Source organism: Cupriavidus sp. FW305-26, assembly GCF_058787975.1.
This window is the reverse complement of sequence record NZ_JBYTAH010000089.1, coordinates 1-24,852: the sequence shown is the minus strand read 5'-3', so window position 1 is coordinate 24,852 and position 24,852 is coordinate 1. Positions and strand designations below refer to the sequence as shown.

Below are 24,852 nucleotides of genomic sequence, written 5' to 3'. Positions count from 1 at the left end.
CCGCCCCAGTGGCCACCACCCCATCCCCCGTAATACAGGTTCCAGCTGGTGTTCGGATAGCCATAAGCCGCGCGCGCGGCCGCGGCCTGCTGGTCGAGCGCGATCGCGGCGGCCTGCTCGCGCAGTATCTGCTGGTTCAGCGTGTCGAGCTTCTGCTTGTCGTCGGCGGTCAGCGGCGCTGGCGGGATGGCGTTGGGCGCCAGCCGCGCCGTGGGCGGCGAGCCGTTGACGTCGCGCGGCAGCTCTGCGCAGCCGGCGGCCAGCAGTAGTGCGACGATCGTGGCGCAGGCGGCAAGGCCGCGCAGCACGGCCGGCACGATGGCGGGAGATTCAGGCAGGGAGGGGGTGGCTCGGGCGGACATGGCTGTTCTCAGGCGCGCTTGGGGCAGCTGGATGCTGCCATCGTACAGCCGTTGGACAGGACGGCAAGGCGGTTGTTTCCGCCGTGCCGCCCCGCGCCTGCCGCTCAGTGGTGCTGGTGCGCGCCGGCACCGGCGCCGGTGGCGATATGGGTGGCCGAGAACAGCTGGGCGCAGTCGACCGGATCAAACTCATAGCGCAGGCCGCAGAAGTCGCAGTGGATCTCGACCTGGCCGCGCTCGGCGATGATGCCTTCGATCTCTTCCTGGCCCAGCGACTGCAGCATGCCGGCCACCTTGGGGCGCGAGCAGGAGCAATGGAAATGCGGCGTCAGCGGCTCAAACACGCGCAGGCCGGCGGCCTGCAGGTCTTCCCAGAACAGGCGGCGCAGCAGGGTGTCGGGGGTCTCGGCCAGCAGTTCGTCGGCCTTGAGCGTGGCGCCCAGCTGCACGGCGCGGTCCCAGGTGTCCAGGTCCTGCGCGCGGGCATGGCTGGCCAGCGGCGCGCCGGTCTCGCCGACTTCCGCGGTGCCGCCGTAGGCCGGCAGCTTCTGCAGCAGCATGCCGGCGGCGACGTGGTCGTCCGCCGCCAGCCACAGGCGCGTGTCGAGCTGCTCGGACGCCTGCATGTAGTGCTCGAGCACGGCGCTGATCGAGCCCAGCGGGCCATGCGCGTCGGCCAGCGGCACGATGCCCTGGTACGCCTGCTGGCCCGGCAGCTTGTCCTTCGGATCCAGCGTGATGGCAAAGCGGCCGTGGCCGTGGGCGTTGACCATCTGCGCCAGCGTGGCGTCGTCGGCGATGTGCGCGCCCTCGGCCAGCTTGGCGGTGGCGCGCATCGACAGGTCGGACAGGCATTCCACCACCAGCATGCGCACCGGGCCGTCGCCGTGCAGCTGCATCACCAGCGCCCCGTTGAACTTCAGGTTGGCCGACAGCAGCGCCGCGGCGGCCATCATCTCGCCCAGCAGCCGGCGCACCGGTGCGGGGTAGCTGTGGCGGCCCAGCACTTCTTGCCAGGTGGCTTCCATGCGCACCAGCTCGCCGCGCACGGGAGCCGCGTCGAACAGGAATTTCTGCAGGGTGTCGGGGGTGGTGGTATCGGTCACAATAATCTGTCGATGATTCGGTAAGTGCCGCCGCGGTCGTCAGCCGATCCGCTTGAGCTGTTGCTTGTACATGGCCTGCCGGGTGGCGTAGGTCTCGGCGTTGCGGTACAGGTTGGCGACGTCGGCGTCGGTCAGCTGGCGCACCACCTTGGCCGGCGCGCCCAGGATCAGCGAGCGGTCCGGGAAGACCTTGCCCTCGGTCACCACGGCACCGGCGCCGACCAGGCATTCCTTGCCGATCACGGCGCGGTTCAGCACCACGGCCTGGATCCCGATGAGCGAGCCTTCGCCTACGGTGCAGCCATGCAGCATGGCCTGGTGGCCGATCGAGACCTTGTCGCCCAGGGTCAGCGGGCAGCCCGGGTCGGTATGCAGCACCGAGCCTTCCTGGATGTTGGTGTCCTCGCCCACCACGATCGGTTCGTTGTCGCCGCGGATCACGACACCGGGCCAGGCGCTGGCGCGGGACTTGAGGGTCACGTTGCCGATGACGGTGGCTTCGGGGGCCACGTAGGCATCGCTGTCGATATTGGGCTTGACGTCGCCGAGCTGGTAAAGCGCCATGGGGTCTCCTGCACGAAAGGCTTTTGTTGAAGTGGGGGTTGCCGCCGGACTTTAAAGGGCCAGGGTGGAGTGCGGGCGCGCGGCGCCACGGCGACTGCGCGGCTTGCCCGGCAGTCGGGCACCGGCCAGGCCCTACAATGGCGGCAGACCCGGATTTTACGCTCATGCCAGAAAAAACACCCGCCGCCGCCTTGCCCGAACCGTCACTTTCGCCGCGCCACCAGGCGCTGGCGGTGTTGTGCATGACGGATCCTCGGGAAAAGTCCGTGGCGGCGCGGGCACTTTACCGCCATGTGACGACATTGCCGGACGAGGCGCTTGCCGCCGGCGAGGCGATCCAGGCCGATGCCGGCCAGGCCATCCCCGGCCGCCCCGCGCGGCCGCCGCTGGTGGCGCCGCAGGACGTCGAGCGGCGCCGCTCGCTGCATACCCCGGCCGGGCGCGCGGCGATGATCCATGCGCTGTGCCATATCGAGTTCAATGCCATCAACCTGGCACTGGACGCGGCCTGGCGCTTCGCCGGCATGCCGCCCGGCTACTACCGCGACTGGCTGCGCGTGGCCGATGAAGAGGCGTACCACTTCTCGCTGCTGGCCGACCACCTTGGCACGCTGGGCGCGGCCTACGGCGACTTCCCTGCCCACAACAGCCTGTGGGAGATGACCGACAAGACCGCCGGCGACGTGCTTGCGCGCATGGCGCTGGTGCCGCGCACGCTGGAGGCGCGCGGGCTCGATGCGTCGCCGCCGGTGCGCGCCAGGCTGGCCGGCGCAGGCGACCACGCCGCCGCGGCCATCATCGACATCATCCTGCGCGACGAGGTCGGCCACGTCGCCATCGGCAACCACTGGTACCGCTGGCTGTGCGCGCAGCGCGGCCTGGACCCCGTTGCCACCTACGCGCAGCTGGCCGGGCAGTACCGCGCGCCGAAGCTGCGCGGGCCGTTCAATCTCGATGCGCGGCGCGCTGCGGGCTTCGATGAAGAGGAACTGGCCTGGCTGGAGGCATCGGCCGGTTAGTGCTGCCGCCCAGTGCCTCAGCCGCGCGGCGGAAAGCCATGCTTGCGCGCCGACCAGACCGCCAGCCAGGTTGCGGCGAGCAGCGCAGCCAGCACGGGCGGGAATGCGCCGATCCCGAAGCCATCGAGCAGCAGCCCGCCGATGACGCCGCCGCCGGCGATGGCAATGTTCCAGGCCGTGACCAGCATCGACTGGGCCACGTCCGCGGACTTGCCGGCGGTCTTCGCCAGCGCCGTCTGGAACAGCGTGGAAACGCCGCCGAAGCCCAGGCCCCAGATCGCGGCCGCGGCATAGACCACGGCCGGGTGCCCGCCTCCGGCCCCAAGCGCCAGCACCGCAAGCCCGAACAGCAGCGTGCTGGCCAGCGTCAGCGCCCGCAGCCACTGGTCGATCAGCACGCCGGTGATCCAGATGCCGGCGAGCGAGGCCACGCCGAACACGAACAGGACCAGGTCAAGCCGTGCCCCGGCGTTGCCGGCTCGCAGGAACGGCGCGATATAGGTGTAGAGGATGTTGTGCGCCAGCACGAAGGCGAGCGTCACGAACAGCACCGGACGCACGCCCGGCACGGTGAACACGCGCGCGATCGGCAGCCGCTGGCCGGCGGGCTGGCCGGCAAAATCCGGCACGCTGGCCAGCACCCAGGCAATCAGTCCCAGCGTCAGCACGCTGATGATGCCGAAGCACGCGCGCCAGCCCATGAGCGCACCGAGGAAGGTCCCGGATGGCACGCCCAGCGACAAGGCCAGGGGGATGCCAACCATTGCGACAGCAATGGCCCGGCCCTTGAGGTGATCGGGAACCATGCGCGCGGCATAGCCAGCCAGCAGCGCCCACAGCAGGCCGGCCGAGACCCCCGCAACGAAGCGCGCCGCCATCGTCAGGACATAGCTGCCGGACCAGCCCGTCACGGCGTTGGCGACGGCAAAGCCCGCGATGGCAAGCAGCAGCAGCGGCCGTCGCCGCAGCCCTTGCGTAGCTGCCGTCAGCGGCATGGCGGCCACCAGTGAACCGAAGGCGTAGATGGTGACGAGCTGGCCGGCAAGCGGCTCGGAGATGGCAAGGCCCGCGCCGATCTGCGGCAGCAGCCCCGCCGGCAAGGCCTCGGTCAGGACGGTGATGAAGCCTGCGACGGCAAGCGCAAGCAGTGCCGGAAGCGGTAGCCGCGCAGGCCGCGTGTCCGGCTGTGCATCGTTCGCAAGCGTGTTGGTGGCTGTGGTCATGTTGGCGCCTGGATAAGGACTGATGTGTTGCCTGGATGGTTACGCGGCTGTGGGGGCGACACCGTAGACCGCGTCGCGCAGGTCGGTGACAAAGCGGCCGGACATGCCCTCGTACAGCGTGTTGGTGAACGCCACCACGCTCAGCCCCTGGCTGCGGTCGACGAACCAGGCGTGGCCGTAGGCCCCGCCCCAGCGCCAGGTGCCGGCGGCTTCCGGCGAGCCCGCCCGGCGCGGATCGCGCAGCACCGAGAAGCCCAGCCCGAAGCCGGTTCCCGGCGCATCGGGCAGGTCCAGGCCGCCGGTCTGGTCGAGCGCCATGTCCTCGACCAGGGCGGATGGCAGCAACGCGCCGCCGCCCTGGCGCAAGCTCTCCAGCAGGCACAGGAAGTCTTGCGCCGTGCCCGCCATGCCCGCCCCGCCGGAGGGGAAGGCCCGCGCATTGAAGATGCGTGCGGGACTGTAGGGAATGCCAACCGTGCCTTCGAGCACGGGCACGGTTTCGCCTTCGCGCAGGCGGTGCGGGTGCGGGCTGTCGTTCACGTACGGGGTCGGCACGCGGTGCACGTCGTGTGCCACGAAGCCGGTGTCGGCCATGCCCAGCGGGCCGGTCACCAGCTGCCGCACTGCGGTGTCCAGCGGCGTGCCATGGACGCGCTCGATCAGCGCGCCCAGCACGTCGGTCGCGAGCGAGTAGCCCCACGCGGTACCCGGTTCGTACAGCAAGGGCACGCTGGCGATGCGCCGCAGGTTCTCCGCCAGGCTGATGGTGGCGTCGTCCATGCCGTCGGAGACGCCGGCGCGGGCATAGGGTCCGTCTTCGCCGGACTCGAAGAAGCGATAGCCCAGCCCCGCGGTATGGCTGAGCAGTTGCCGCGCCGTGATACGTGCCGGTCGGCCATCGGCCAGGCGCGGGCGGAATTCAGGCAGCCAGCGGTCGATACCCTGGTCAAGCTCGAGCCGGCCTTGTGCGACCAGCACCAGTGCCGCCACGGAGACGATCGGCTTGCTTACCGAAGCCAGCCGGAAGACCGCATCCATGCGCATCGGCTGTCCGCTTTCCCGATCGGCCAGGCCTGCCGCCTGCCGGTGGACCAGTTCGCCGTCACGGCTGACCAGCACGACGGCGCCGACCAGTCGCCGTTGCTCCAGCGCCTGCCGGACCACGGCGTCGATGCGCGCACTCACGGGCGCGGGGAATGCAGGGGACACGCCCGGGGGCGGTGCAATCGTGGGGAGGGACACAGCGAATCCTTGTTCAATGAACAACCCGCTCACGATAAGGACCCGGCCATTAAAGAAAAAGTGGGCTACAGTTCCTTTTTCTCCGGAACTTTGTGTCCGCAATCGGGGGCATCATGGACAGCCTCAGTGGCTTCGCAGTGTTTGTGCAGGTGGCCGAGACCCGCAGTTTTGTCGCGGCGGGGCGCTTGCTTGGGGTGTCGGCCTCCGCCGTCGGCAAGAGCGTGGCGCGGCTGGAAGAAAGGCTCGGCGTACGGCTGTTCCACCGCAGCACGCGCAGCGTGACGCTGACCGCCGAAGGCACGCTGTTCCTGGAGCGCAGCCGCCGCGTGCTCGCCGAGATCGAAGCGGCGGAGCTGGAGCTGGCCGAAGCCACCGCGGCACCGCGCGGCCGCCTGCGGGTGAGCCTGCCGCTGGTCAGTTCGCTGGTCTTGCCCGTGCTGGGCGACTTCATGCGCGCGTATCCGGACATCGAGCTGGACCTGGATTTCACCGACCAGCTGGTCGATGTCATCGAGGAGGGCTTCGATGCGGTGGTCCGCACCGGCGAGCCCGCCGACTCGCGCCTGTCGGCACGCAGGCTGGGTGCGTTCCAGGCGATGCTGGTGGCATCGCCCGACTACCTCGCGCAGCGTGGCACGCCGAAGCTGCCTGCCGACCTGACCGGCCATGCCTGCCTGCATTACCGTTTCCCGCACACCGGCAAGCTCGAGGCCTGGCCGCTGCGGCGCGCGCCGGGCGAGCCCGAGCTGGCGCTGCCGACATCGATGATCTGCAACAACATCGAGACGCGCCTGTGTTTTGCGCTGCGCGGCCTGGGCATTGCCTGCCTGCCGGATTTCGCCATCCGCGAGCAGCTCGCCGATGGCAGCCTGTGCCAGGTACTGGCTGGCCATGTGGGGCCAGCCAAGGCCTTTCACGTGCTCTGGCCGGCGAGCAGGCATCCCTCGCCCAAGGTGAGGGCGCTGGTCGATTTCCTCTGCGAGCGGGTCTTTCCTGCCTAGGCGCGCTTGCCCGCGCGCGCTTCCTCCAGCAAGCGCAGCACGCGCCGCTGGATCTTGCCGGTGGTGGTCATCGGCAGCTGGTCGATGAATTCGATCGCCTTCGGGTATTCATACGGCGCCAGCTGGCCGCGCACATGCGCCTGCAGCTCCGTGACCAGCGCCGCGTCGCTGTCGAACGAGCGCGCCACCGACGGTGTCAGCACCACGAAGGCCTTGACCACGGCGCCGCGCTCGGGGTCGGGCGAGGGCACCACGGCGCAGTTGGACACCGCCGGATGCTTGAGCAGGCAGTTCTCGATCTCGCTCGGCCCGATGCGGTAGCCCGAGGACTTGAACACATCGTCGGCACGCCCCTGGTACCACAGGTAGCCATCGGCATCGACGCGCGCCAGGTCGCCGGTGCGGCACCAGCGCAGGCCGTCGCGCTCGGCGTACTTGCCCGCGGTGGCGGCTTCGTTCTTCCAGTAGCCGAGGAAGAACACCGGGTCCGGATGCCCGGCGCTGTCGGTGGCGCATACCGCGACCTCGCCGTCCTCGCCCGGCGCGCAGGGCTGGCCTTCGTCGTCGATCACCTGCACGCGGTGGCCCGGATAGGGACGCCCCATCGAGCCCGGTCGTGCCGGCCAGCCCAGCTGCTTGTCGTCGTTCTGCGCGGTGCAGTTGCCGACGATGTAGTTGATCTCGGTCTGGCCGAACATCTCGTTGACGATCACGCCCAGCGCATCGCGGCACCAGCCGAACACGGTCTCGCCCACGGCCTCGCCGGCGCTCATCAGCGCACGCAGCCTGATGTCGTAGCGCTGCCGCGGCTCGGGGCAGGCCTTCATCATCTGCTTGAGCGCGGTCGGGAACAGGAAGGTGTTGGTGACGGCGTAGCGCTCCAGCAGCTCGAAGGCGCGCTCGGCGGAGAAGCGGCCCTGGTAGCCGACGATGGGCTTGCCGAAATACAGCGCCGGCATCAGCGCATCCCACAGGCCGCCGGTCCAGGCCCAGTCGGCCGGGCTCCAGAACACGTCGTCGTCCTGCGGATACCAGTTCTGCGAGCAGACAAAGCCGGTCAGGTTGCCGATCAGCGCGCGGTGCGGGATCAGCGCGCCCTTGGGCGGGCCGGTGGTGCCGCTGGTGTAGATCAGCACCGCGGCCTCGTCGGCCTTGGTCTGCTCGGCGACAAAAGTCGGCAGCTGCGCGGCCAGCAGCACGTCCCAGTCGTGGTCGCCGCGGCCATGCGCGCCGCCGGCGGCAATCACGGTGGCCAGCGTCGGGCATTCCGGGCGCGCGGCCAGCACATTGTCGATGGAAGTCTCGTCCGCGATCGCCACATTGGCTTCGCTGTGTGCGATACGGTAGGCCAGCGCCTCGGGCCCGAACAGCATCGACAGCGGCATGGCGATGGCGCCGAGCTGGTAGATTGCCATATGCGCGATCACGGTCTCGATCCGCTGCGGCATCACGATTGCCACGCGGTCGCCGCGCGCCACGCCCAGTGCGCGCAGCGCCGCCGACAGGCGGTTGGCTTCGGCCTGGATATGGGCAAAGGTATGCGCGTTGCGGCGGCCGTCCTCATGCTCGGTATAGACCGCGATGCGGTCCATCGTGGCCGGGTCGCGCGCCCAGCGCCCGCAGCAGGCCTCGGCGATATTGAAATGCGGGGGGATTTCCCAGCGGAAGGATTCATACAGGGCGCGATAGTCGTCGCGCCGGCTTGCCGGCAACGCAGCTGCGGCCATCCAAGGTCTCCGGTAGGTCCGGCTCGCGCGGCCACGGGGCCCCCGGAATGGCGGCGGCCGCTATAATGCGCGCAAGCGAACGATCGTTCTATTTTGCGTGGGCTTCCCTCGCCAGCCCCCGTGGCGCCGCGCCCGGCGGCAGGAAGACCCGCGCGCAAGGGTGGAGACAATGACAATCAAGGAAACCTCGCGGTCTGAATTTATCACGTTGCGCGGACTGCGCTACCACGTGCGCCACTGGGGCCAGCCCGGCGCGCGCAAGCTGTTCATGCTGCATGGCTGGATGGACGTGTCCGCGTCGTTCCAGTTCCTGGTCGACCACCTGCGCGGCGACTGGCATGTGATTGCGCCGGACTGGCGCGGGTTTGGCGAGAGCGACTGGCCCACGCGCTACCCGGGCACGCAGTCGTACTGGTTCGCCGACTATATCGCCGACCTGGAGGCCTTGCTCGACCACTATGAGCCCGACGGCCAGGTCGACCTGGTCGGCCACAGCATGGGCGCCAACGTGATCTGCCTGTATGCCGGCATCCGCCCGCAGCGCGTGCGCCGCGTGGTGGACCTGGAGGGCTTCGGTATGACGGCGACGCGGCCGGTGCATGCGCCGAAGCGCTATGCGCGCTGGCTCGACGAACTGCGCACCGGCTCGGCGCTGAAGACGTATGACAGCGTGGACGGCGTTGCCGCCCGGCTGCAGAAGACCAACCCGCGCTTGCCCGACGACCGTGCCGCCTTCCTGGCCGCGCACTGGTCGCGCTGCAATGCGGAGGGCCGCTGGGAGATCCTGGGAGATCCGGCGCACAAGCTGGTCAACCCGATGCTGTACCGGCTCGATGAGGTGATGGCGATCTGGGAGCAGGTCAGCGCGCCAGTGCTGCATGTGGAAGCGCGCGATTCTGAAACGCTGCGCAATATCGCCCACAAGCAGGCCATCGACGAATTCAAGGAGCGCTTCCGCGCCTTCCGCGACTTCCGTGAAGCCGTGGTCGATGATGCCGGCCACATGCTGCATCACGACCAGCCCGCGGCGGTGGCGGAGCTGGTGGAATCGTTCTGTAGCGCGGTGTGAGCGCTGGCGCCGCCGCTCAGGCGTGCGTCAGCTTTTCCTTCAGCGCGGCATTGTTGCTGGTGTGCACGTGCACCAGCGCCTTTTCCGGGAAGGCGTAGTGGTAGGCGCGGCGCAACGCCAGCGCGGCCTCGTGGAAGCCTGACAGGATCAGCTTCTGCTTGTTGGTGTAGTAGGCGATATCGCCCGCGGCAAAGATGCCGCGGCGCGAGCTTTCATAAGTGGTGGTGTCGACCAGGATGCGGCCGGCGCGCATGTCCATGTCCCACTGCGCGATCGGGCCCGGCTCGGACACCAGGCCGTACAGCGCCACCAGTTCATCGGCGGGCAGCACCGTGCTGCCGTCGCGGGTGCGCACCTCGACCTCGGTCAGCGGGCCGTCCTGGCCTTCGGTGCGCAGGGCGCCGAGCATGCCGACCACGAAATCCATCTCGCCGGCCGCCACTGCCTCGCGCATTTCCGCGACGGTGCCGTCGGCCGCGCGGAAGCCTTCGCGCCGGTGCAGCAGAGTCACGCGCGCGGCCACCTTGCGCAGCGCGAGCGCCCAGTCCAGCGCCGAGTCGCCGCCGCCGGCCACCACCACGCGCTTGCCGGCAAAGCGCGACACATCACGCACGGCGTAGTGCACGTGGCGGCCTTCCAGTGCCGGCGCTTCCGGCAGCGATACACGCTGCGGCGCAAACGCGCCCGCGCCGGCGCAGATCAGCACCGCAGAGACATCGAAGCGCTTGCCGCCGTCAGTGGTGACCAGCAGGCGCTCATGGGCGGCATGCCCGTCAGGTGCCGGCTGCCGCGGGATTTCGGACAGGCTCTCCGCGCGCTGGCCGAAGTGCATCGGGAAAGCGAACGGCGCGCATTGCTCCAGCAACCGGTCGACCAGGTCTTGCGCCAGGCAGCCCGGCACGGCGGGGATGTCGTAGATCGGTTTTTCGGGATAGAGCTCGGTGCACTGGCCGCCGGCACGGTCGAGCACATCGATCAGCTCGCATCTGAGGCCGAGCACGCCGGCCTGGAACGCGGCAAAGAGCCCGACCGGGCCGGCGCCCACGATCAGGACATCGGTGGTGGTGACGGGGGTTGGTGCGAGAGGGGTAGCGGTGGACATTGGGCATGGCGGGCACGCCAGGTGCCCGCAAAAAGACGGTGCAAGGCCCGACTATACCCCGCACATCGCCCGTTTCCGCCCACGCCAGCGTTGCCGGCAGGGCTTTGGCATGGCTTTCCAGGGGGCGCCGGCGTCACGCATGGAGGGGACGACGGGAGTAGAATGGCCCCATGCAAAACGCCCACGCCATCAATGCCGACCTGCATTGCCATTCCACCGTGTCCGACGGCACGCTGGCGCCGCGCGCCATCGCGGAAATCGCCCGCGACGCGGGTGTCGCGTTCTGGGCCCTGACCGACCACGACGAACTGGGCGGGCAGGCCGAGGCGCGTGCCGCGGCCGAGGAATTCGGCATGCGCTATGTGCCGGGCGTGGAGATCTCGGTGACCTGGGCCGGGCAGACCGTGCATATCGTCGGCCTGCAGATCGACCCGCACTGCCCGGAACTGATCGACGGCCTGACCGATACCCGCTCGGGCCGCGCGCGCCGCGCGCGCGATATTGCCGACGCGCTGGCAAAAGTGGGCATCACAGGCGCCTATGAAGGGGCGCTGCAGCACGTGGGCAACCCGGACCTGATCTCGCGCACGCACTTTGCGCGCTGGCTGGTCGACCAGGGCCGTTGCGCCACCGTGGGCGAGGTCTTCAGCGAGTACCTGTCGGAAGGCCGCCCCGGCTATGTCGGCCACCGCTGGGCCAGCCTGGCCGACGCAGTCGGCTGGATCCGCGCCGCCGGCGGCATCGCCGTGATGGCGCACCCGGGCCGCTACAATTACACCGATACCCAGCACGACGCGCTGTTCGATGAATTCACCGCCCTGGGCGGTGGCGCCGTCGAGGTCGTGACTGGCAGCCACACGCCCGACCAGTACCGCCGCTATGCCGCGGTGGCCCGCCACTACGGGCTGCTGGCCTCGCGTGGCTCGGACTTCCACGGCCCTGGCGAAGGGCGCGTTGAGCTGGGCAAGCTGCCGCCGCTGCCGTCGACGGTGACGCCGGTCTGGCACGACTGGTAGGTGCAAGCCCGGCCTGGCCGGGGTACCCCCCAGATTCCGCTCCGATCTGTCCGAATCCGCCACCCTGGTCCATGTCACAGTACTTCGAGATCCATCCGCTCAATCCGCAGTCGCGCCTGGTCAATCAGGCCGCCCAGATCCTGCAGAAGGGCGGCCTGATTGCGCTGCCGACCGATTCCAGCTATGCGCTGGCCTGCCGGCTCGACGACAAGGCCGCCGTCGAGCGCCTGCGCCGGCTGCGCGGCATCGATGACCGCCACCACCTGACGCTGATGTGCCGCGACCTGTCCGAGCTCGGCAACTTTGCGCGCGTCGACAACCGGCAGTACCGCTGGCTCAAGGGCGCCACGCCGGGCCCGTACGTGTTCATCCTGGAGGCGACCAAGGAGGTGCCGCGGCGGCTGTCGCACCCGGCGCGCAAGACCATCGGCGTGCGCGTGCCTGAACACGCGATTCCGCTGGCGCTGCTGGGCGAGACCGGCGAGCCGCTGATCTCGGCCACGCTGCAGATGCCGGGCGACGAAGAGCCGCTCAACGACCCGGCGGAAATCCGCGCGCGGCTGGAGAAGCAGCTTGATCTGGTGGTGTGCGGCGGCCCGGCGCCGGCGCAGCCGACCACGGTGATCGACCTGACCGGCGGCGAGCCCGAGCTGATCCGCGCGGGCCGCGGCGACGTCGGGCGCTTCGGGCTCTGACTTCCCCGGGCGCTGCCACCCCGCCTGGCGGGTGCACGAGCGTGCGCCTGGGCGGCGCCGGGCCGTTACAATAGGGGCCATGGATTCCTCCCTTATCCAGACCTTCGCGGTCTATGCCCTGCCGGTGCTGTTCGCCATCACGCTGCATGAGGCCTCGCATGGCTACGTGGCCAAGCTTTTCGGCGACGACACGGCCTATGCGCTCGGGCGCGTCAGCCTGAACCCGATCCGCCATATCGATCCGATCGGCACCATCGCGGTGCCGCTGCTGCTCTACATCATGACCAGCGGCCAGTTCGTGTTCGGCTATGCCAAGCCGGTGCCGGTGGCGTTCGAGCGCCTGCGCAACCCGCGCTGGCACGGCATGTGGGTGGCGCTGGCCGGGCCGGCCAGCAATGTGGTGCAGGCCTTCGTCTGGGTGCTGCTGGCCATCGGCCTGACCTGGGGCGGCGTGCGCGAGCCGTTTTTCGGCGAGATGGCGCTGGCGGGCGTGCGCGTCAACCTGGTGGTGGCGGCCTTCAACCTGTTCCCGGTGCCGCCGCTGGACGGCGGCCGCGTGCTGACCGCGCTGCTGCCGCAGGGCATTGCCCGCGCGGTGTCGCGCATCGAGCCGTACGGCATCTTCGTGGTGCTGGCGCTGGTGGCCGCGGGCGTGATCACCACGATCTGGATGACGCCGGTGGTCAATGTGCTGATGTCGCTGATCGAGCTGATGCTGCGCCCGATCGTGATGCTGCTGCATTGACGTGCAGGGGAACGCCATGACGCTATCGCATGCCGGGCTTTCGGCGCCATCCCCCTGGGTTGCCCGCTGGGCCCGCCTGCTGCGCCCCGGCGCGCGGGTGCTGGACCTGGCCTGCGGCAGCGGCCGCCATGCCGCCTGGCTGGCGGCACGCGGCCACACGGTGCTGGCCGTTGACCGCGACGGCGAGGCCATCGCCGGCCTGCCAGCCGGCGTGACCGGCCGGGTGGCCGACCTGGAGCAGGGCGCCTGGCCGCTGGCCGGCGAGGCGCCGTTCGACGCCATCGTCGTCACCAACTACCTGCACCGGCCGCTGTGGCCGCACCTGGCGGCGGCACTGGCGCCCGGCGGCATGTGGATTTATGAAACCTTTGCCGCGGGCAATGAAACCGTCGGCAAGCCGTCGCGGCCGGATTTCCTGCTGCGGCCGGGCGAATTGCTCGAAGTGGCGCGACAGCATGGCCTGCGCGTAGTCGCCTATGAGGATGGCCTGGTCGAAGTGCCGAAAACAGCCTTCGTGCAGCGGATATGTGCGGTGCGCGAGGCGGCTGGCGGCGCCGATGCGCCCGCGCCGGCACGCTACCGGCTCGACGCCTGAGCCAGGCACGGCGCTGTCGGCGAGAATGCCGCTGCACACGTTGAAACAGTTGGTATCAACCCCTGTCCGGGCGGCGGTCGAGGCGGCCTGCGGTTCCGGTACAATCCCGTTATTCGCATCCCGAATTCCTTAACGTTATGACACAGATTACCGGCAGCATTGTCGCCATCGTTACCCCGATGCATGAAGACGGCAGCCTGGACTTCCCGGCCCTGCGCGCACTGGTCGACTGGCACGTGGCCGAAGGCACCGACGGCATCGTGATCGTGGGCACCACCGGCGAGTCCCCGACGGTTTCCGTCGAGGAGCACTGCGAACTGATCCGCGTTGCCGTGGAACAGGCCGGCAAGCGCATCCCGATCATCGCGGGCACCGGCGGCAACTCCACCAAGGAGGCCATCGAGCTGACCGCCTTCGCCAAGAAGGTGGGCGCCGATGCGTCGCTGCAGGTCGTGCCGTACTACAACAAGCCGACCCAGGAAGGCATGTACCGGCATTTCCGCACCATCGCCGAAGCGGTGGAGCTGCCGGTGCTGCTGTACAACGTGCCGGGCCGTACGGTCGCGGACATGAACAACGAGACCATCCTGCGCCTGGCGCAGGTGCCGGGCATCGTCGGCGTCAAGGAGGCGACGGGCAATATCGACCGCGCCGCGCAGCTGATCAAGGACGCGCCGGAAGGCTTTGCCATCTACAGCGGCGATGACCCCACCGCGGTTGCGCTGATCCTGCTGGGCGGCCACGGTAATATCTCGGTCACCGCCAACGTGGCACCGCGCAAGATGCACGAGATGTGCGTCGCGGCGCTCAAGGGCGACGTCGTCACCGCGCGCCGCCTGCACATGGAGCTGATCGGGCTGAACAAGGCCATGTTCATCGAGGCCAACCCGATCCCGGTCAAGTGGGCGCTCCAGCAGATGGGCAGGATGGAAGGCGGTATCCGCCTGCCGCTGACCCCTCTATCCGAGGCCAACCACGACTATGTACGCAAGGCACTGGCCGCCGCCGGCCTGCTGGCCTGATCTTTCGCGGCGTCCTGCTGTCGCACCACCTACTAGGATTGCGTGTCAATGAAACTGAAGCTTAACCGCCGCGGCGCGACGCAAGTCCGCCGCGCCGCCCTGGTTGTGCCCGTGCTCGCCGCTGGCGTGATCACCGGCTGCAGCAGCATCAACGAAGCGATGCAGCCGGACAAGATCGACTACAAGTCGTCGGCCTCGAAGCGCACGCCTACGCTGGATATCCCGCCCGACCTGACCAAGCTGGAGGGCGATCGCCGCTATTCGGTGCCCGATGCGAACGGCACCTCGACGCTGTCGACGTACAGCCAGGCCACCAAGGTGCGCGAGCAGTCCCCGAGCGAGAACGTGCTGCCCTCCGCCCAGGGTATCCGCATGGAGCGCGACGGCAACCAGCGCTGGCTGGTGATCAGCAACGGCATGCGCGGCGACCAGCTGTGGCAGCAGCTGCGCGGCTTCTGGCAGGAAAGCGGTTTCCTGCTGGTGCAGGACTCGCCCGAGACCGGCATCATGGAAACCGACTGGGCCGAGAACCGCGCCAAGATCCCGCAGGACATCATCCGCAACACCATTGGCAAGGTCTTCGACGGCCTGTACTCGACCTCGGAGCGCGACAAGTTCCGCACCCGCGTCGAGCGTTCGCAGAACGGCACGCTGGAGGTCTTCATCAGCCACCGCGGTGCGCAGGAGCAGCTGACCGGCATCGACAAGTCGAGCACGGTCTGGACCCCGCGTCCGGCCGATCCTGAGCTGGAAGCCGAATTCCTGTCGCGCCTGGCCCAGCGCCTGGGCGTGCAGAAGGAACAAGCCGACCGCATGGCCAAGAACCCGGCGGCGGCGGGCAATGCCGCAGCCGCTGCGGGCACGGCCGCCGCTGCTGGCGCTGCTGCTGGTGCCGATGGCGCCGCGCCGGCCAAGTCGTACCTGTCCCAGGTCAACGGCGCTCCGGCGCTGCAGCTGCCCGAACCGTTCGACCGCGCCTGGCGCTCGGTCGGCCTGTCGCTGGACCGCGTGAACTTCACGGTTGAAGACCGCGACCGCGGCCAGGGCCTGTACTACGTGCGCTATGTCGACCCGCGCACCGTTGCCGACAGCCGTGGCTTCTTCTCCAAGCTGTTCACCAAGCCGGAAGATTCCAAGACCGCCAAGAAGTATCGCGTGTCGCTCAAGGGCACGGGCAGCGGCACGCTGGTGACGGTGCTCAACGATGCCGGCCAGCCTGAGAACGGCGAAATCGGCAAGCGCATCCTGTCGCTGATCGACGAGCAACTGCACTGAGCCGGCGCATGACTGCTGGCATGCCAGCCGGCCGTCCTGGCCGGTGTCTGGCGGGGAGGGCGCGGCCATGATGCGCTTCGCCTTCCTCGGCAGCGGCAGCGAGGGCAACTCGCTGCTGATCGAATCCCGCGAAGACACCACCACCACGCGCGTGCTGCTCGACTGCGGCTTCGGCATCCGCGAGACCGCGCGGCGCCTGGAGCGCCTGGGCGTCGCGCCGGACCAGCTCGACGCCGTGCTGGTGACGCACGAGCATGGCGACCACGTCGGCTCGGCCTACGCCTTTGCCGCCCGCCACCGCCTGGCGGTGTATACCAGCCACGGCACCTGGCTGGCGACCTCGCACCTGCGCGGCGCCGATGCGGCCGACGTGCGCGTCTGCGGCGCCGACCATGCCTTTGCCATCGGCGGACTGCAGGTGCTGCCGTACACCGTGCCGCACGATGCGCGCGAGCCGCTGCAGTTCGTCTTGTCGGACGGGCAGGCAAGGCTGGGTGTGTTGACCGATGCAGGCATGGAGACGCCTTACGTGACGGCGCGCCTGGCAGGCGTGGATGCGCTGGTGCTGGAATGCAACCATGACCGCGAGATGCTGCGCAATTCGGTCTATCCGGCTTCGCTGAAGCGGCGCATCGGCGGGGATTTCGGCCACCTGGCCAATGAAGTGGCGGCCAGTATCCTGGCGCAAGTTGCCCATGCCGGCCTGAACCGCGTGGTCGCGGCCCACCTCAGCAAGCAGAACAATACGCGTGAGCTGGCAACGGGGGCGCTGGCAATGGCATTGGGTGCGTTGCCGTCCGAGGTGCTGGTGGCAGACCAGGACGAGGGCCTGGACTGGCAGGCGGTGCGCGCCTGAGGGATGCGTGGATTCGGCAGGGCGCAGTGCGGTAGCAGCGCCCAAATAAAAAAACCGGCCCGAAGGCCGGTTTTTTCATCGGTCAGGAACCGATTACTGCTTGGCAGCCGGAGCCGAAGCGTCAGCAGCCGGAGCCGAAGCGTCAGCAGCCGGAGCAGCAGCAGCCGGAGCGGCCGGGGCTTCAGCAGCGGGAGCCGAAGCTTCAGCGGCCGGAGCGGCAGCAGCCGGAGCAGCCGTGTCAGCGGCCGGAGCGGCAGCTTCTTCCTTCTTGCCGCAAGCGGCGAGAGCAACAGCGGCCAGCAGCGATGCGATCAGGAGAGACTTCTTCATTGTTCGTCCTTTAACTTGTAATAACGGAAAACAGGCGATGAATAATTACCGGTAATTATCGCTCTTGAACTGCAAAATAGAGGCCCTCCCGGGTCCCGATAAATGCAATGGTCCACAGTACTAGCCAGCCAACAATTATATCCGCGTTTTCCCGGCTTGTGTAGCGCCGAAATTTACTGATTCGCAATGTTACGTATTATTACAGCCGCGGGCCCAATTGCAGCCATCCTTCCAGCGTCCAGTGATGGAAAGTTTCCATCAGATCGGGTAGGTCCGCGCAAGCCGCAACATCCTCGCTACTAAGCTGCCGATAATCGGCCAACTTTTTCAGCCATTGCATCAGTTCGGCCGGCGGCTCGTAGGCTTCTCCATTGAGGAAGAAATTCGCGCGGTCGTAAAGCGCAATCGATGCTGATGGCAGTACCACACCATGGCGGGCCGCCAGTGTCGCATAACGGCGCAACGGCATGTCGGGTATCTCTGCAAATTCAACGCCAGGTTTGGGTTCTGACAGATGGCTGCCGAGGAATTCGGACACCATCTGGCTATTCCATTGCAACGCCTTGAGCCGCTCGGCGACTGCCTTGGCCATGCCGGCGGGTAACTGCGCGGGCCGCGTGGCGGCGCGCTCGCCGGCGTCGGCATAACGGCCGCCGAGGTCTTCATTGTCTTCGACCGTTTCAGACAGCCAGGCCAGGAAATGCCCGGCCAGCTCGCGGTAGGCCGGCGCGCGGAAGCCGATCGAGCAGGTCATGCATTCGCCTTCGGCAATGCCATCGTGCGCATATTGCGGCGGCAGGTAGAGCATGTCGCCGGGTTCGAGCACCCATTCCTGTTCCGCGTTGAAGTCGGCGAGGATCTTCAGCGGCATGTCCGGGATCAGCTCAAGGCTGGTCTGCGACGAAATGCGCCAGCGGCGCCGGCCCGAGACTTGCAGCAGGAACACGTCGTAGGAGTCGAAATGCGGGCCCACGCCGCCGCCGTCGGTGGCGTAGCTGATCATCAGGTCGTCCAGGCGCGCGTCCGGCACGAAACGGAAGCGGCCCATCAGTTCCGCCGCGGCGGCGTCATGCAGATTTACCCCTTGCACCAGCAGGGTCCACTGGCGGGCCTTGACGCCGGGCAGGTTTTCGCGCGCAAATGGGCCATGCGCGAGTTTCCAGCGGTTACGGAAGTGCGTCACCAGGCGCGATTCGACGTCATCGCTGTCGGCCAGGTCGAAAAGAGCCTCGCGCGACACAGGCGGCACGATTCCGGGTACTGCCTGTCGAATCAGCAGGGGCTTGCGATGCCAGATATCCCGCATGAATGCAGCAGGCGTCATGCCACCAAGCAGGTCGAGCGGAGTGTCTGGATCGACGGGGCCAGGGGGCAGGGCCTGCGCGTATAATGCGGAATCGTTCATGGAGTCAAGAATTGAAAATCGCTAAGAATACTGTGGTGTCCGTGATGTACAAGCTGTCGGACGCGCAAGGCAATCTGATCGAGGAGTCAGATGAAGCCATGGTTTATTTGCACGGCGGGTATGATGGCACGTTCCCCAAGATCGAGGAAGCGCTCGACGGTCATGACGCGGGCTTCGAGACCCAGTTGCAGCTGGAGCCGGAAGACGCGTTCGGCGACTATGACGCCGATATGGTGAAGGTCGAGCCGCGCAACCGCTTCCCCGAGCCGCTGGAAGTCGGCATGCAGTTCGAAGGCATGCCCGAAGATGGCGACGAAGAGGACTCCGTCATCTACACCGTGACCGACGTGGCCGAGGACAAGGTCGTGCTGGATGGCAACCATCCGCTGGCCGGCATGGCGCTGCGCTTCTGGCTGAAGGTCTCCGAAGTCCGCGAGGCCACCGCCGAGGAAATCGAGCACGGCCACGCCCATGGCGCCTCGGGCGTTGAAGTCGTCGATGAGGATGAGGACGACGACACGCCGCGCACGCTGCACTGATCGCGCTGCACGGTTCGTATTCCGCACCCCAGGAAAAAGCCGGCCGCAGCCGGCTTTTTCGTTGTCGGGCCGGCGAGCGGTCTCAGCGCGGTGCCGGTGCGTCCTTGAGCATGACCGCGAACGGTGAGGCCGCGCCCGGCGTGATCACCAGTTCGGCCCATTGCGAGACCGTGTTGGCGGGCAGTGACACACGCGTGAAGTTCTGCATGACCTTGCCGGCCGCATCGCGCAGCGGCTTGTCGATGCCGAAGCCGTTGTCCGCCCCGTTGGCCCCGTTCCCGCCCGCATGCACCAGCAGCACCTGGCCGCGGAAACGACCGGCCAGCTCGCGCAGCTGGCGCTTGAATTCCAGGTAGCCGTCGCGGGTGCGGTGGCGCATGAAGCCGTCCAGCAGCGTCGGGCGGCCTTTCTTCTCCCAGCCGTTGGCAAAATGCGGGTCGGCGTGGACAACCACCACGATGCCGTTCAGGTCGCGTTGCCGCGCCACCGAGAACGCGCGCGCCAGCCACTGGCGGTTGGCCTCGCGCCGGTCCTCGAACTCGCCGTTGCGCCCGCCTTCGTCGCGGTAGTGGTTGTTGTCACCCGGCAGGTTCATGCCGACGAGCAGGATATCGGCCACCTCCATGCGCATGTTCTCGCGGAAGCTGCGGAACAGCGCCTGGTCCGACTGCCGGTGCAGCGGTCGCGGATGCCGGCCGAGCGTGGCGTCCTCGGGGAAGAACAGCTCACGCAGCCGGTTCAGGCGCTCGACCGCGTCAAAGCCGCCGTTGACCGGCAGCCGGCATTCGGACCAGTCGGTCTCGCCGGGCACGTAGACCAGCGGCAGCGGCGACTGGTCCAGCAATTGCTGGCGGTTGCCCAGCACCGCATCGCTGCACGACTCCGTATCGCCCTTGATGCCGCCGGCATGAATGACCAGGTCCAGCTTGCGCTCGCCGAAGTAGTCGAGCAGTGCCGCCGCGTTGGCCTCCGCGGCCGGCCACTGGGGCAGGTCGGCGATCAGCGCGATGCGCGTCAGCTTTGGCCTGGCCGGTGCCTTGCCGGCGCGGCCCGCGGGCGCGGCCGATGCCATGCCGGCCGTGCAAAGCAGCGGCAGCAGCATGGCAAGCAGGGCACGGCGTGCAGCGTTCATGCGGCGTCGAGCGCCTCGCCTGCCAGTGCCTTGAGCCGGTACAGCGCCTCCAGCGCTGCGCGCGGCGTCAGGGTGTCGGGATCCAGGTTGGCCAGCGCATCGACCAGCGCGGCCTGTTCGGGTGCGAGCGTGGGTGCCAGCGGCGCGGGCACGGCCGACGGGGCAGCGCCGAAGTCGTCCTCGTCGTCATCCGGCGTTGGCGGTGCCGCGAACAGGTCCAGCTGCGGCGTGGGCGTGGCGTCGGCCGATTGCTGCTCCAGCCAGGCCAGGTGCTTGCGCGCGGCGCGGATCACCGGCTGCGGCACGCCGGCCAGCTGCGCTACCTGCAGGCCGTAGCTCTGGCTGGCGGGGCCGTCCTGCACTGCGTGCAGGAAGACAATGCCATCGCCATGCTCGACCGCCGACAGGTGCACGTTGGCTGCCTGCGGAAACTCTTGCGGCAGCTGCGTCAGCTCGAAGTAATGCGTGGCGAAGAGGGTATGGCTGCGGTTGTGCGACAGCAGGTGACGCGCGATCGCCCAGGCCAGCGCCAGCCCGTCGAAGGTCGACGTGCCGCGCCCGATCTCGTCCATCAGCACCAGCGAAGCCGGGGTCGCGTGGTGCAGGATGCCGGCGGCCTCGGTCATCTCGACCATGAAGGTGGAGCGGCCGCCCGCGAGGTCATCGGCGGCGCCGATGCGGGTAAAGATGCGGTCGATCGGCCCGATCACCGCGCGCCGCGCCGGCACGTAGGCGCCGACACAGGCCAGCAGCACGATCAGCGCGGTCTGGCGCATGAAGGTCGACTTGCCGCCCATGTTCGGGCCGGTGATCAGCAAGAGCTTGCGCGCTTCGTTGAGCTGGCAGTCGTTGGCGATGAACGCCACCGACTCGGCCGCGAGTTGGCCTTCGACCACCGGGTGGCGGCCCTGCACGATGTCGACCACGTTCTCGGCGACGCGCTCAGGCGCGGACCAGTCCAGCGTCTGTGCGCGCTCGGCCAGTGCCGTCAGCACGTCCAGGCGCGCCAGCGCGCCCGCCACCCGCTGCAACTCGCCGATGTGCGGCAGCAGCGCCTGCAGCAGGCCGTCGTAGAGCTGCTTCTCGCGCGCGAGCGCGCGGTCTTGCGCCGACAGCGCCTTGTCTTCGAAGGCCTTCAGCTCAGGCGTGATGTAGCGCTCGGCATTCTTCAGCGTCTGGCGGCGGCGGTAGTCGTCGGGCACCTTGTCGGCCTGGCCGTTGGTGACCTCGATATAGAAGCCATGCACGCGGTTGAACTCGACGCGCAGGTTGGCAATGCCGGTACGGGCGCGTTCGCGCGTTTCCAGGTCGATCAGGAACTGGCCGCAGTTCTCGGAGATGTCGCGCAGTTCATCCAGTCCGGCATCGTAGCCGCGCGCGATCACGCCGCCGTCGCGCACCACGGTGGCCGGCTCTTCGGCCACGGCGCGCACCAGCAGGTCCAGGCAGTCCTGCGGCACGGCCAGGTCGTGCAGGGTCTGCGCCAGCAAGGTGCTGCCCTGGTCATCTCGGATGCAGGCCTGCACGTCCGGCAGCGCGCGCAAGGTGTCGCGCAGCGAGGACAGGTCGCGCGGCCGCGCATTGAGCAGCGCCAGCCGCGAGGTGATGCGCTCGACGTCGGCCAGCCGGCGCAGCGCCGTGCGCAGGGCATCGGTGCCCTGGTCGATCAGCACGCCGATGGCCTGCTGGCGTGCCTGCGGCAGCGCCGGGTCGCGCAGCGGGTGGTGCAGCCAGTGGCGCAGCGCGCGGCTGCCCATGGCCGTGCAGCAGGTGTCCAGCAGCGAGAACAGCGTCGGCGACTCGCCGCCGCGCAGGGTCTCGGTCAGTTCCAGGTTGCGCCGCGTGGCGGAATCCAGGCCGACGTACTCCGATTCGCGCTCGACCTTCACGCCCTGCACATGGCGCAACGACTGGCCCTGCGTGGTGGCCGCGTAGTTCAGCAGCGCGCCGGCCGCGCCCAGCGCGGCACCCAGCCCGGCACAGCCGAACGGGTCCAGGCTGGCCACGCCCAGCTGCTCGCGCAGCCGGCGCGTGCCGGCGTCCTGGTCGAAATGCCATTCGGGCAGGCGGGTACGCGCGCACGCCAGCGCGGGCAGCTCGATGCCATCGGCATACAGCAGCTCGGCCGGGCGGATGCGCTCCAGCTCGCGGCCCAGCTGCGCTGCTTCGCATTCCATCAGGCGCAGCTCGCCGCTGGCCAGGTTCAGCCATGCCAGCCCGGTCTTGCTGACGCCGCGGCGCGTGGTCTGCTGGTGCACCGCCATCAGGAAGGTATCGGCCTTGTCCGGCAGCAGCGCGGCGTCGGTGAGCGTGCCCGGGGTGACGATGCGCACCACCTTGCGCTCCACCGGCCCCTTGCTGGTGGCCGGGTCGCCGATCTGCTCGCAGATCGCCACGGATTCGCCCAGCTTCACCAGGCGCGCCAGGTACTGGTCCGCCGAGTGGAAGGGGATACCGGCCATGCGGATCGGCACCCCATTGGAGGCGCCGCGCGCGGTCAGCGTGATGTCGAGCAGGCGCGCGGCCTTTTCGGCATCGTCGTGGAAGAGTTCGTAGAAGTCACCCATGCGGTAGAACAGCAGGGTGTCGGGGTGGTCTGCCTTGATGCGCAGGTATTGCTGCATCATTGGCGTGTGGCGGCTTGCGGCCGAATCTGCCTGCGCCTGTTCCGGGTCGGTTTTCTTCTGCAATCCCATTGCCATTCAGCCTGTCTGGCGGTGGGCCTGCGTGATGCCGCCCGCTCCGCTCGGATCGCCGCCTTGCGCAAGCCGGATAGCGGCCGCGCGGGGCGTCCGGGCGGTCATCCGACGGCCCGGGGCCGGGGCGCGAAGGGGCGTTTTCGAATATGGACGATATGGTACAGCACGGGGCAGCGGTTGCCGCGCCGCGCGGGCCGGAGCCGGCCCGGCGGCGGGGTCAGCGGCGTGCCGTCAGCGGAACACCAGCACCGGCACGTCGCTGTGTGTCAGTACCTTCTGCGTCTCGCTGCCCAGCAGCAGCCCGCTGATGCCCTTGCGGCCGTGCGAGGCCATGAAGATGACGTCGCAACCGAGGTCCCGCGCGGCGTTGATGATGCCGTGATACGGGGCGCTGGCGGCCGAGACGTGGCCCGCGCAGGGGACGCCGGCCATTGCCGCCGCGGCCTCGATCTTGACCAGTTCCTGGCGCGCCAGTGCTTCCACGCGTTGCTGGAACACTTCGCGCCGCTCATGGGTGCTGTCGCTGCCCACCATGTAGGGGTAGGTCTCCACGCACATGTAGGGCGTCAGGCGCGCGGAGGCGGTGCGGGCAAACTGGATGGCGGCGGACACGGCCTTGTGGGAAAGCTCGGAACCGTCGACGGGCAGCAGGATGTGCTTGAACATAGGGGCCTTGGTAAAGGGAAAACGGAAGAAGTGCGGGAGTAGGGGGCGAAGTTCAATTGGCCAGCGCGCGCCCCACGATCAGCGGGTCGGGCTGCCCGATGGCAGTGGTGTCCCGGTTGCCGTAGGGGAAGCGCGACAGGATGGCGCGCAGCGCATTGAGCCGCGCGCGCTTCTTGCAGTCCGAGCGGATGACCGTCCACGGCGCATCGGCGGTGTCGGTGTGGGCGAACATGGCCTCCTTGGCCTGGGTGTATTCGTCCCATTTGTCCAGCGAGGCAAGGTCGACCGGGCTCAGCTTCCATTGCTTGAGCGGGTGGATCTCGCGCTCGCGGAAGCGCCGGCGCTGTTCCTTCTGGCTGACCGAGAACCAGAACTTGAACAGGTGGATGCCGCTGCGCACCAGATGCCGCTCGAAGTCCGGCGCCTGCTGCAGGAAGTCCTGGTATTCGCGCTGCGAGCAGAAGCCCATCACGTGCTCAACGCCGGCGCGGTTGTACCAGGAGCGGTCGAACAGCACGATCTCGCCGGCCGACGGCAGGTGCTGCACATAGCGCTGGAAGTACCATTGCCCGCGCTCGGCCTCGGTGGGTTTTTCCAGCGCCACCACGCGCGCGCCGCGCGGGTTCATGTGTTCCATGAAGCGTTTGATGGTGCCGCCCTTGCCGGCGGCGTCGCGCCCTTCGAATACGATTACCACGCGCTGGCCGGTCTCGCGCACCCAGGCCTGGAACTTGAGCAGCTCCACCTGCAGGCGGTACTTCTGCTTTTCATAATTGCGCCGCGACATCAGGTTCTGGTACGGGTACGCGCCTTCGCGCCAGCCCGCGGACAGCTCGTCGTCCGGGTGGCGCTTGCGGCCGGCCTGCCACGCGGCGGGATCGCCTTCGAGGATCAGGCTGCGCAGCTGCGCGGCCTCGTCGGGCGCCAGGCCGTCAAGCAGCGTGCGCATGGCGTCGAGCATGTCGGCGCCGTTGCCTGCGCGGCTGGCCAGGATGTCCTGCATGCTGCTGGCCGCCAGCTGCACCGAGGCGTCGACGGCGCTGTCGACTTCGTTGCGCTGGGCTGAAAGCGCCGAGTTGGTGGGCAGCACGTCACCCCTGGCCGTGGCGCGGGCACGTGGCGCGGTGGCGGTGTGGGAGGATTGGATGGTGTCGCGATCTGTCATCTGCGGTCCTCCGTCAGGCTGCGGTGTTGCGCAGGATCGCGTAGAGCTGGTCCTTGAGCAGGAGTTTCTCTTTCTTCAGCCGCTCGATCTCGAAGGTGGAGGCCGGCACCAGCCCCGACTCCATGTTGTGGATTTCCTGGTCCAGCGCGTTGTGGCGGTGGAACAGGCGCGCGAAGCGGGCATCCTGGGTCTTCAGGGTGGTGATCTGGTCGCGGTATTCGGGAAACATGCTGGCTCTCCTGATGGATCCGCGCGCACGGGGCGTGGCGCATGGTTTCATTTTGGGGAGGGCAGGGT

Annotated in this window: 25 protein-coding genes; 11 read left to right on the top strand and 14 right to left on the bottom strand. The window is 68.4% G+C overall.

Translation table 11 applies throughout. The features are described 5' to 3' along the window. The 3 genes from AC3WQZ_RS31655 to AC3WQZ_RS31645 form a co-directional block, all read right to left on the bottom strand. A partial coding sequence (locus tag AC3WQZ_RS31655) for a hypothetical protein (RefSeq protein ID WP_492301899.1) occupies positions 1 to 362 on the bottom strand: 362 nt, incomplete at its 3' end. Positions 363 to 466: 104 nt separating this feature from the next. Next, positions 467 to 1,468 (bottom strand): Hsp33 family molecular chaperone HslO, encoded by a 1,002-nt coding sequence (hslO, locus tag AC3WQZ_RS31650; protein ID WP_011614922.1) that lies wholly within the window; start codon positions 1,466 to 1,468, stop codon positions 467 to 469. 39 nt (positions 1,469 to 1,507) lie between these two features. Further along, a complete protein-coding gene (locus AC3WQZ_RS31645; RefSeq protein ID WP_010808992.1) occupies positions 1,508 to 2,032 on the bottom strand; it encodes a gamma carbonic anhydrase family protein in 525 nt (174 codons plus the stop codon). A 137-nt stretch (positions 2,033 to 2,169) separates the two neighbouring features. On the opposite strand from AC3WQZ_RS31645, the gene AC3WQZ_RS31640 reads away from it, so the two are divergent. Next, positions 2,170 to 3,051, top strand: a complete 882-nt coding sequence (locus AC3WQZ_RS31640; RefSeq protein ID WP_081050162.1) for a ferritin-like domain-containing protein — start codon at positions 2,170 to 2,172, stop codon at positions 3,049 to 3,051. A gap of 17 nt (positions 3,052 to 3,068) precedes the next feature. On the opposite strand, the gene AC3WQZ_RS31635 is transcribed toward AC3WQZ_RS31640, so the two are convergent. Together AC3WQZ_RS31635 and AC3WQZ_RS31630 are read right to left on the bottom strand one after the other, a co-directional pair. After that, positions 3,069 to 4,274, bottom strand: a complete 1,206-nt coding sequence (locus AC3WQZ_RS31635) for an MFS transporter (protein WP_492301896.1) — start codon at positions 4,272 to 4,274, stop codon at positions 3,069 to 3,071. A 39-nt stretch (positions 4,275 to 4,313) separates the two neighbouring features. After that, complete coding sequence (locus AC3WQZ_RS31630) at positions 4,314 to 5,516, bottom strand: serine hydrolase domain-containing protein (protein ID WP_439671509.1); 1,203 nt, start codon at positions 5,514 to 5,516, stop codon at positions 4,314 to 4,316. Positions 5,517 to 5,629: 113 nt separating this feature from the next. On the opposite strand from AC3WQZ_RS31630, the gene AC3WQZ_RS31625 reads away from it, so the two are divergent. Beyond that, complete coding sequence (locus AC3WQZ_RS31625; RefSeq protein WP_011614926.1) at positions 5,630 to 6,517, top strand: LysR family transcriptional regulator; 888 nt, start codon at positions 5,630 to 5,632, stop codon at positions 6,515 to 6,517. On the opposite strand, the gene AC3WQZ_RS31620 is transcribed toward AC3WQZ_RS31625, so the two are convergent. Then, the gene (locus tag AC3WQZ_RS31620; protein ID WP_492293334.1) at positions 6,514 to 8,244 is read right to left on the bottom strand and encodes an acetate--CoA ligase; all 1,731 of its coding nucleotides are present in this window, start codon (positions 8,242 to 8,244) and stop codon (positions 6,514 to 6,516) included. The two genes, AC3WQZ_RS31625 and AC3WQZ_RS31620, sit on opposite strands and share 4 nt — an antisense overlap. A 169-nt stretch (positions 8,245 to 8,413) precedes the next feature. Here AC3WQZ_RS31620 and AC3WQZ_RS31615 point away from each other — a divergent pair, with 169 nt between their 5' ends. Next, positions 8,414 to 9,313, top strand: a complete 900-nt coding sequence (locus AC3WQZ_RS31615) for an alpha/beta fold hydrolase (RefSeq protein WP_010808986.1) — start codon at positions 8,414 to 8,416, stop codon at positions 9,311 to 9,313. A gap of 16 nt (positions 9,314 to 9,329) precedes the next feature. Here the strand turns inward: AC3WQZ_RS31615 and AC3WQZ_RS31610 are convergent, their stop codons facing one another. Beyond that, positions 9,330 to 10,415 carry an NAD(P)/FAD-dependent oxidoreductase gene (locus tag AC3WQZ_RS31610; protein ID WP_010808985.1) on the bottom strand — a complete coding sequence of 362 codons (1,086 nt, stop codon included), beginning with the start codon at positions 10,413 to 10,415 and terminating at the stop codon, positions 9,330 to 9,332. A 170-nt stretch (positions 10,416 to 10,585) separates the two neighbouring features. Here AC3WQZ_RS31610 and AC3WQZ_RS31605 point away from each other — a divergent pair, with 170 nt between their 5' ends. From AC3WQZ_RS31605 to AC3WQZ_RS31575, 7 genes are all read left to right on the top strand, one after another. Beyond that, on the top strand, positions 10,586 to 11,431 hold the full coding sequence (locus tag AC3WQZ_RS31605) for a 3',5'-nucleoside bisphosphate phosphatase (RefSeq protein WP_058696905.1): 846 nt from the start codon (positions 10,586 to 10,588) through the stop codon (positions 11,429 to 11,431). A gap of 71 nt (positions 11,432 to 11,502) precedes the next feature. Then, on the top strand, positions 11,503 to 12,126 hold the full coding sequence (locus AC3WQZ_RS31600; protein WP_492301894.1) for an L-threonylcarbamoyladenylate synthase: 624 nt from the start codon (positions 11,503 to 11,505) through the stop codon (positions 12,124 to 12,126). A 79-nt stretch (positions 12,127 to 12,205) separates the two neighbouring features. Continuing rightward, positions 12,206 to 12,871, top strand: coding sequence for a site-2 protease family protein (locus AC3WQZ_RS31595; protein ID WP_010808982.1), 666 nt, complete (start codon positions 12,206 to 12,208; stop codon positions 12,869 to 12,871). A gap of 16 nt (positions 12,872 to 12,887) precedes the next feature. After that, positions 12,888 to 13,466 (top strand): class I SAM-dependent methyltransferase, encoded by a 579-nt coding sequence (locus AC3WQZ_RS31590; protein ID WP_010808981.1) that lies wholly within the window; start codon positions 12,888 to 12,890, stop codon positions 13,464 to 13,466. 137 nt (positions 13,467 to 13,603) lie between these two features. After that, the gene (dapA, locus tag AC3WQZ_RS31585; protein ID WP_010808980.1) at positions 13,604 to 14,488 is read left to right on the top strand and encodes a 4-hydroxy-tetrahydrodipicolinate synthase; all 885 of its coding nucleotides are present in this window, start codon (positions 13,604 to 13,606) and stop codon (positions 14,486 to 14,488) included. 48 nt (positions 14,489 to 14,536) lie between these two features. Beyond that, positions 14,537 to 15,763 (top strand): NlpB/DapX family lipoprotein, encoded by a 1,227-nt coding sequence (gene bamC, locus AC3WQZ_RS31580; RefSeq protein WP_010808979.1) that lies wholly within the window; start codon positions 14,537 to 14,539, stop codon positions 15,761 to 15,763. A 67-nt stretch (positions 15,764 to 15,830) separates the two neighbouring features. After that, on the top strand, positions 15,831 to 16,619 hold the full coding sequence (locus tag AC3WQZ_RS31575) for an MBL fold metallo-hydrolase (RefSeq protein ID WP_010808978.1): 789 nt from the start codon (positions 15,831 to 15,833) through the stop codon (positions 16,617 to 16,619). 93 nt (positions 16,620 to 16,712) lie between these two features. Here the strand turns inward: AC3WQZ_RS31575 and AC3WQZ_RS31570 are convergent, their stop codons facing one another. Together AC3WQZ_RS31570 and AC3WQZ_RS31565 are read right to left on the bottom strand one after the other, a co-directional pair. Then, entirely contained in the window at positions 16,713 to 16,949 is a 237-nt protein-coding gene (locus tag AC3WQZ_RS31570) for a hypothetical protein (protein ID WP_037024358.1), read from the bottom strand. Between the two features lie 199 nt (positions 16,950 to 17,148). Beyond that, positions 17,149 to 18,354, bottom strand: a complete 1,206-nt coding sequence (locus AC3WQZ_RS31565; protein WP_174549450.1) for a cupin domain-containing protein — start codon at positions 18,352 to 18,354, stop codon at positions 17,149 to 17,151. A gap of 11 nt (positions 18,355 to 18,365) precedes the next feature. Here AC3WQZ_RS31565 and AC3WQZ_RS31560 point away from each other — a divergent pair, with 11 nt between their 5' ends. Continuing rightward, the gene (locus AC3WQZ_RS31560; protein ID WP_026201125.1) at positions 18,366 to 18,893 is read left to right on the top strand and encodes an FKBP-type peptidyl-prolyl cis-trans isomerase; all 528 of its coding nucleotides are present in this window, start codon (positions 18,366 to 18,368) and stop codon (positions 18,891 to 18,893) included. 82 nt (positions 18,894 to 18,975) lie between these two features. Here the strand turns inward: AC3WQZ_RS31560 and AC3WQZ_RS31555 are convergent, their stop codons facing one another. From AC3WQZ_RS31555 to AC3WQZ_RS31535, 5 genes are all read right to left on the bottom strand, one after another. After that, positions 18,976 to 20,025: a hypothetical protein gene (locus AC3WQZ_RS31555; RefSeq protein WP_010808975.1), complete on the bottom strand. Its 1,050-nt coding sequence runs from the start codon at positions 20,023 to 20,025 to the stop codon at positions 18,976 to 18,978. Further along, the gene (gene mutS / locus AC3WQZ_RS31550; protein WP_081050161.1) at positions 20,022 to 22,727 is read right to left on the bottom strand and encodes a DNA mismatch repair protein MutS; all 2,706 of its coding nucleotides are present in this window, start codon (positions 22,725 to 22,727) and stop codon (positions 20,022 to 20,024) included. Before mutS ends, AC3WQZ_RS31555 begins: the two co-directional genes overlap by 4 nt. Positions 22,728 to 22,955: 228 nt before the next feature. Then, on the bottom strand, positions 22,956 to 23,390 hold the full coding sequence (locus AC3WQZ_RS31545; protein WP_010808973.1) for a universal stress protein: 435 nt from the start codon (positions 23,388 to 23,390) through the stop codon (positions 22,956 to 22,958). 52 nt (positions 23,391 to 23,442) lie between these two features. Next, positions 23,443 to 24,555, bottom strand: a complete 1,113-nt coding sequence (ppk2, locus tag AC3WQZ_RS31540; RefSeq protein ID WP_010808972.1) for a polyphosphate kinase 2 — start codon at positions 24,553 to 24,555, stop codon at positions 23,443 to 23,445. A gap of 13 nt (positions 24,556 to 24,568) precedes the next feature. Then, positions 24,569 to 24,784 carry an HP1242/YdcH family protein gene (locus tag AC3WQZ_RS31535; RefSeq protein ID WP_010808971.1) on the bottom strand — a complete coding sequence of 72 codons (216 nt, stop codon included), beginning with the start codon at positions 24,782 to 24,784 and terminating at the stop codon, positions 24,569 to 24,571. Between the last annotated feature and the right edge of the window lie 68 nt (positions 24,785 to 24,852).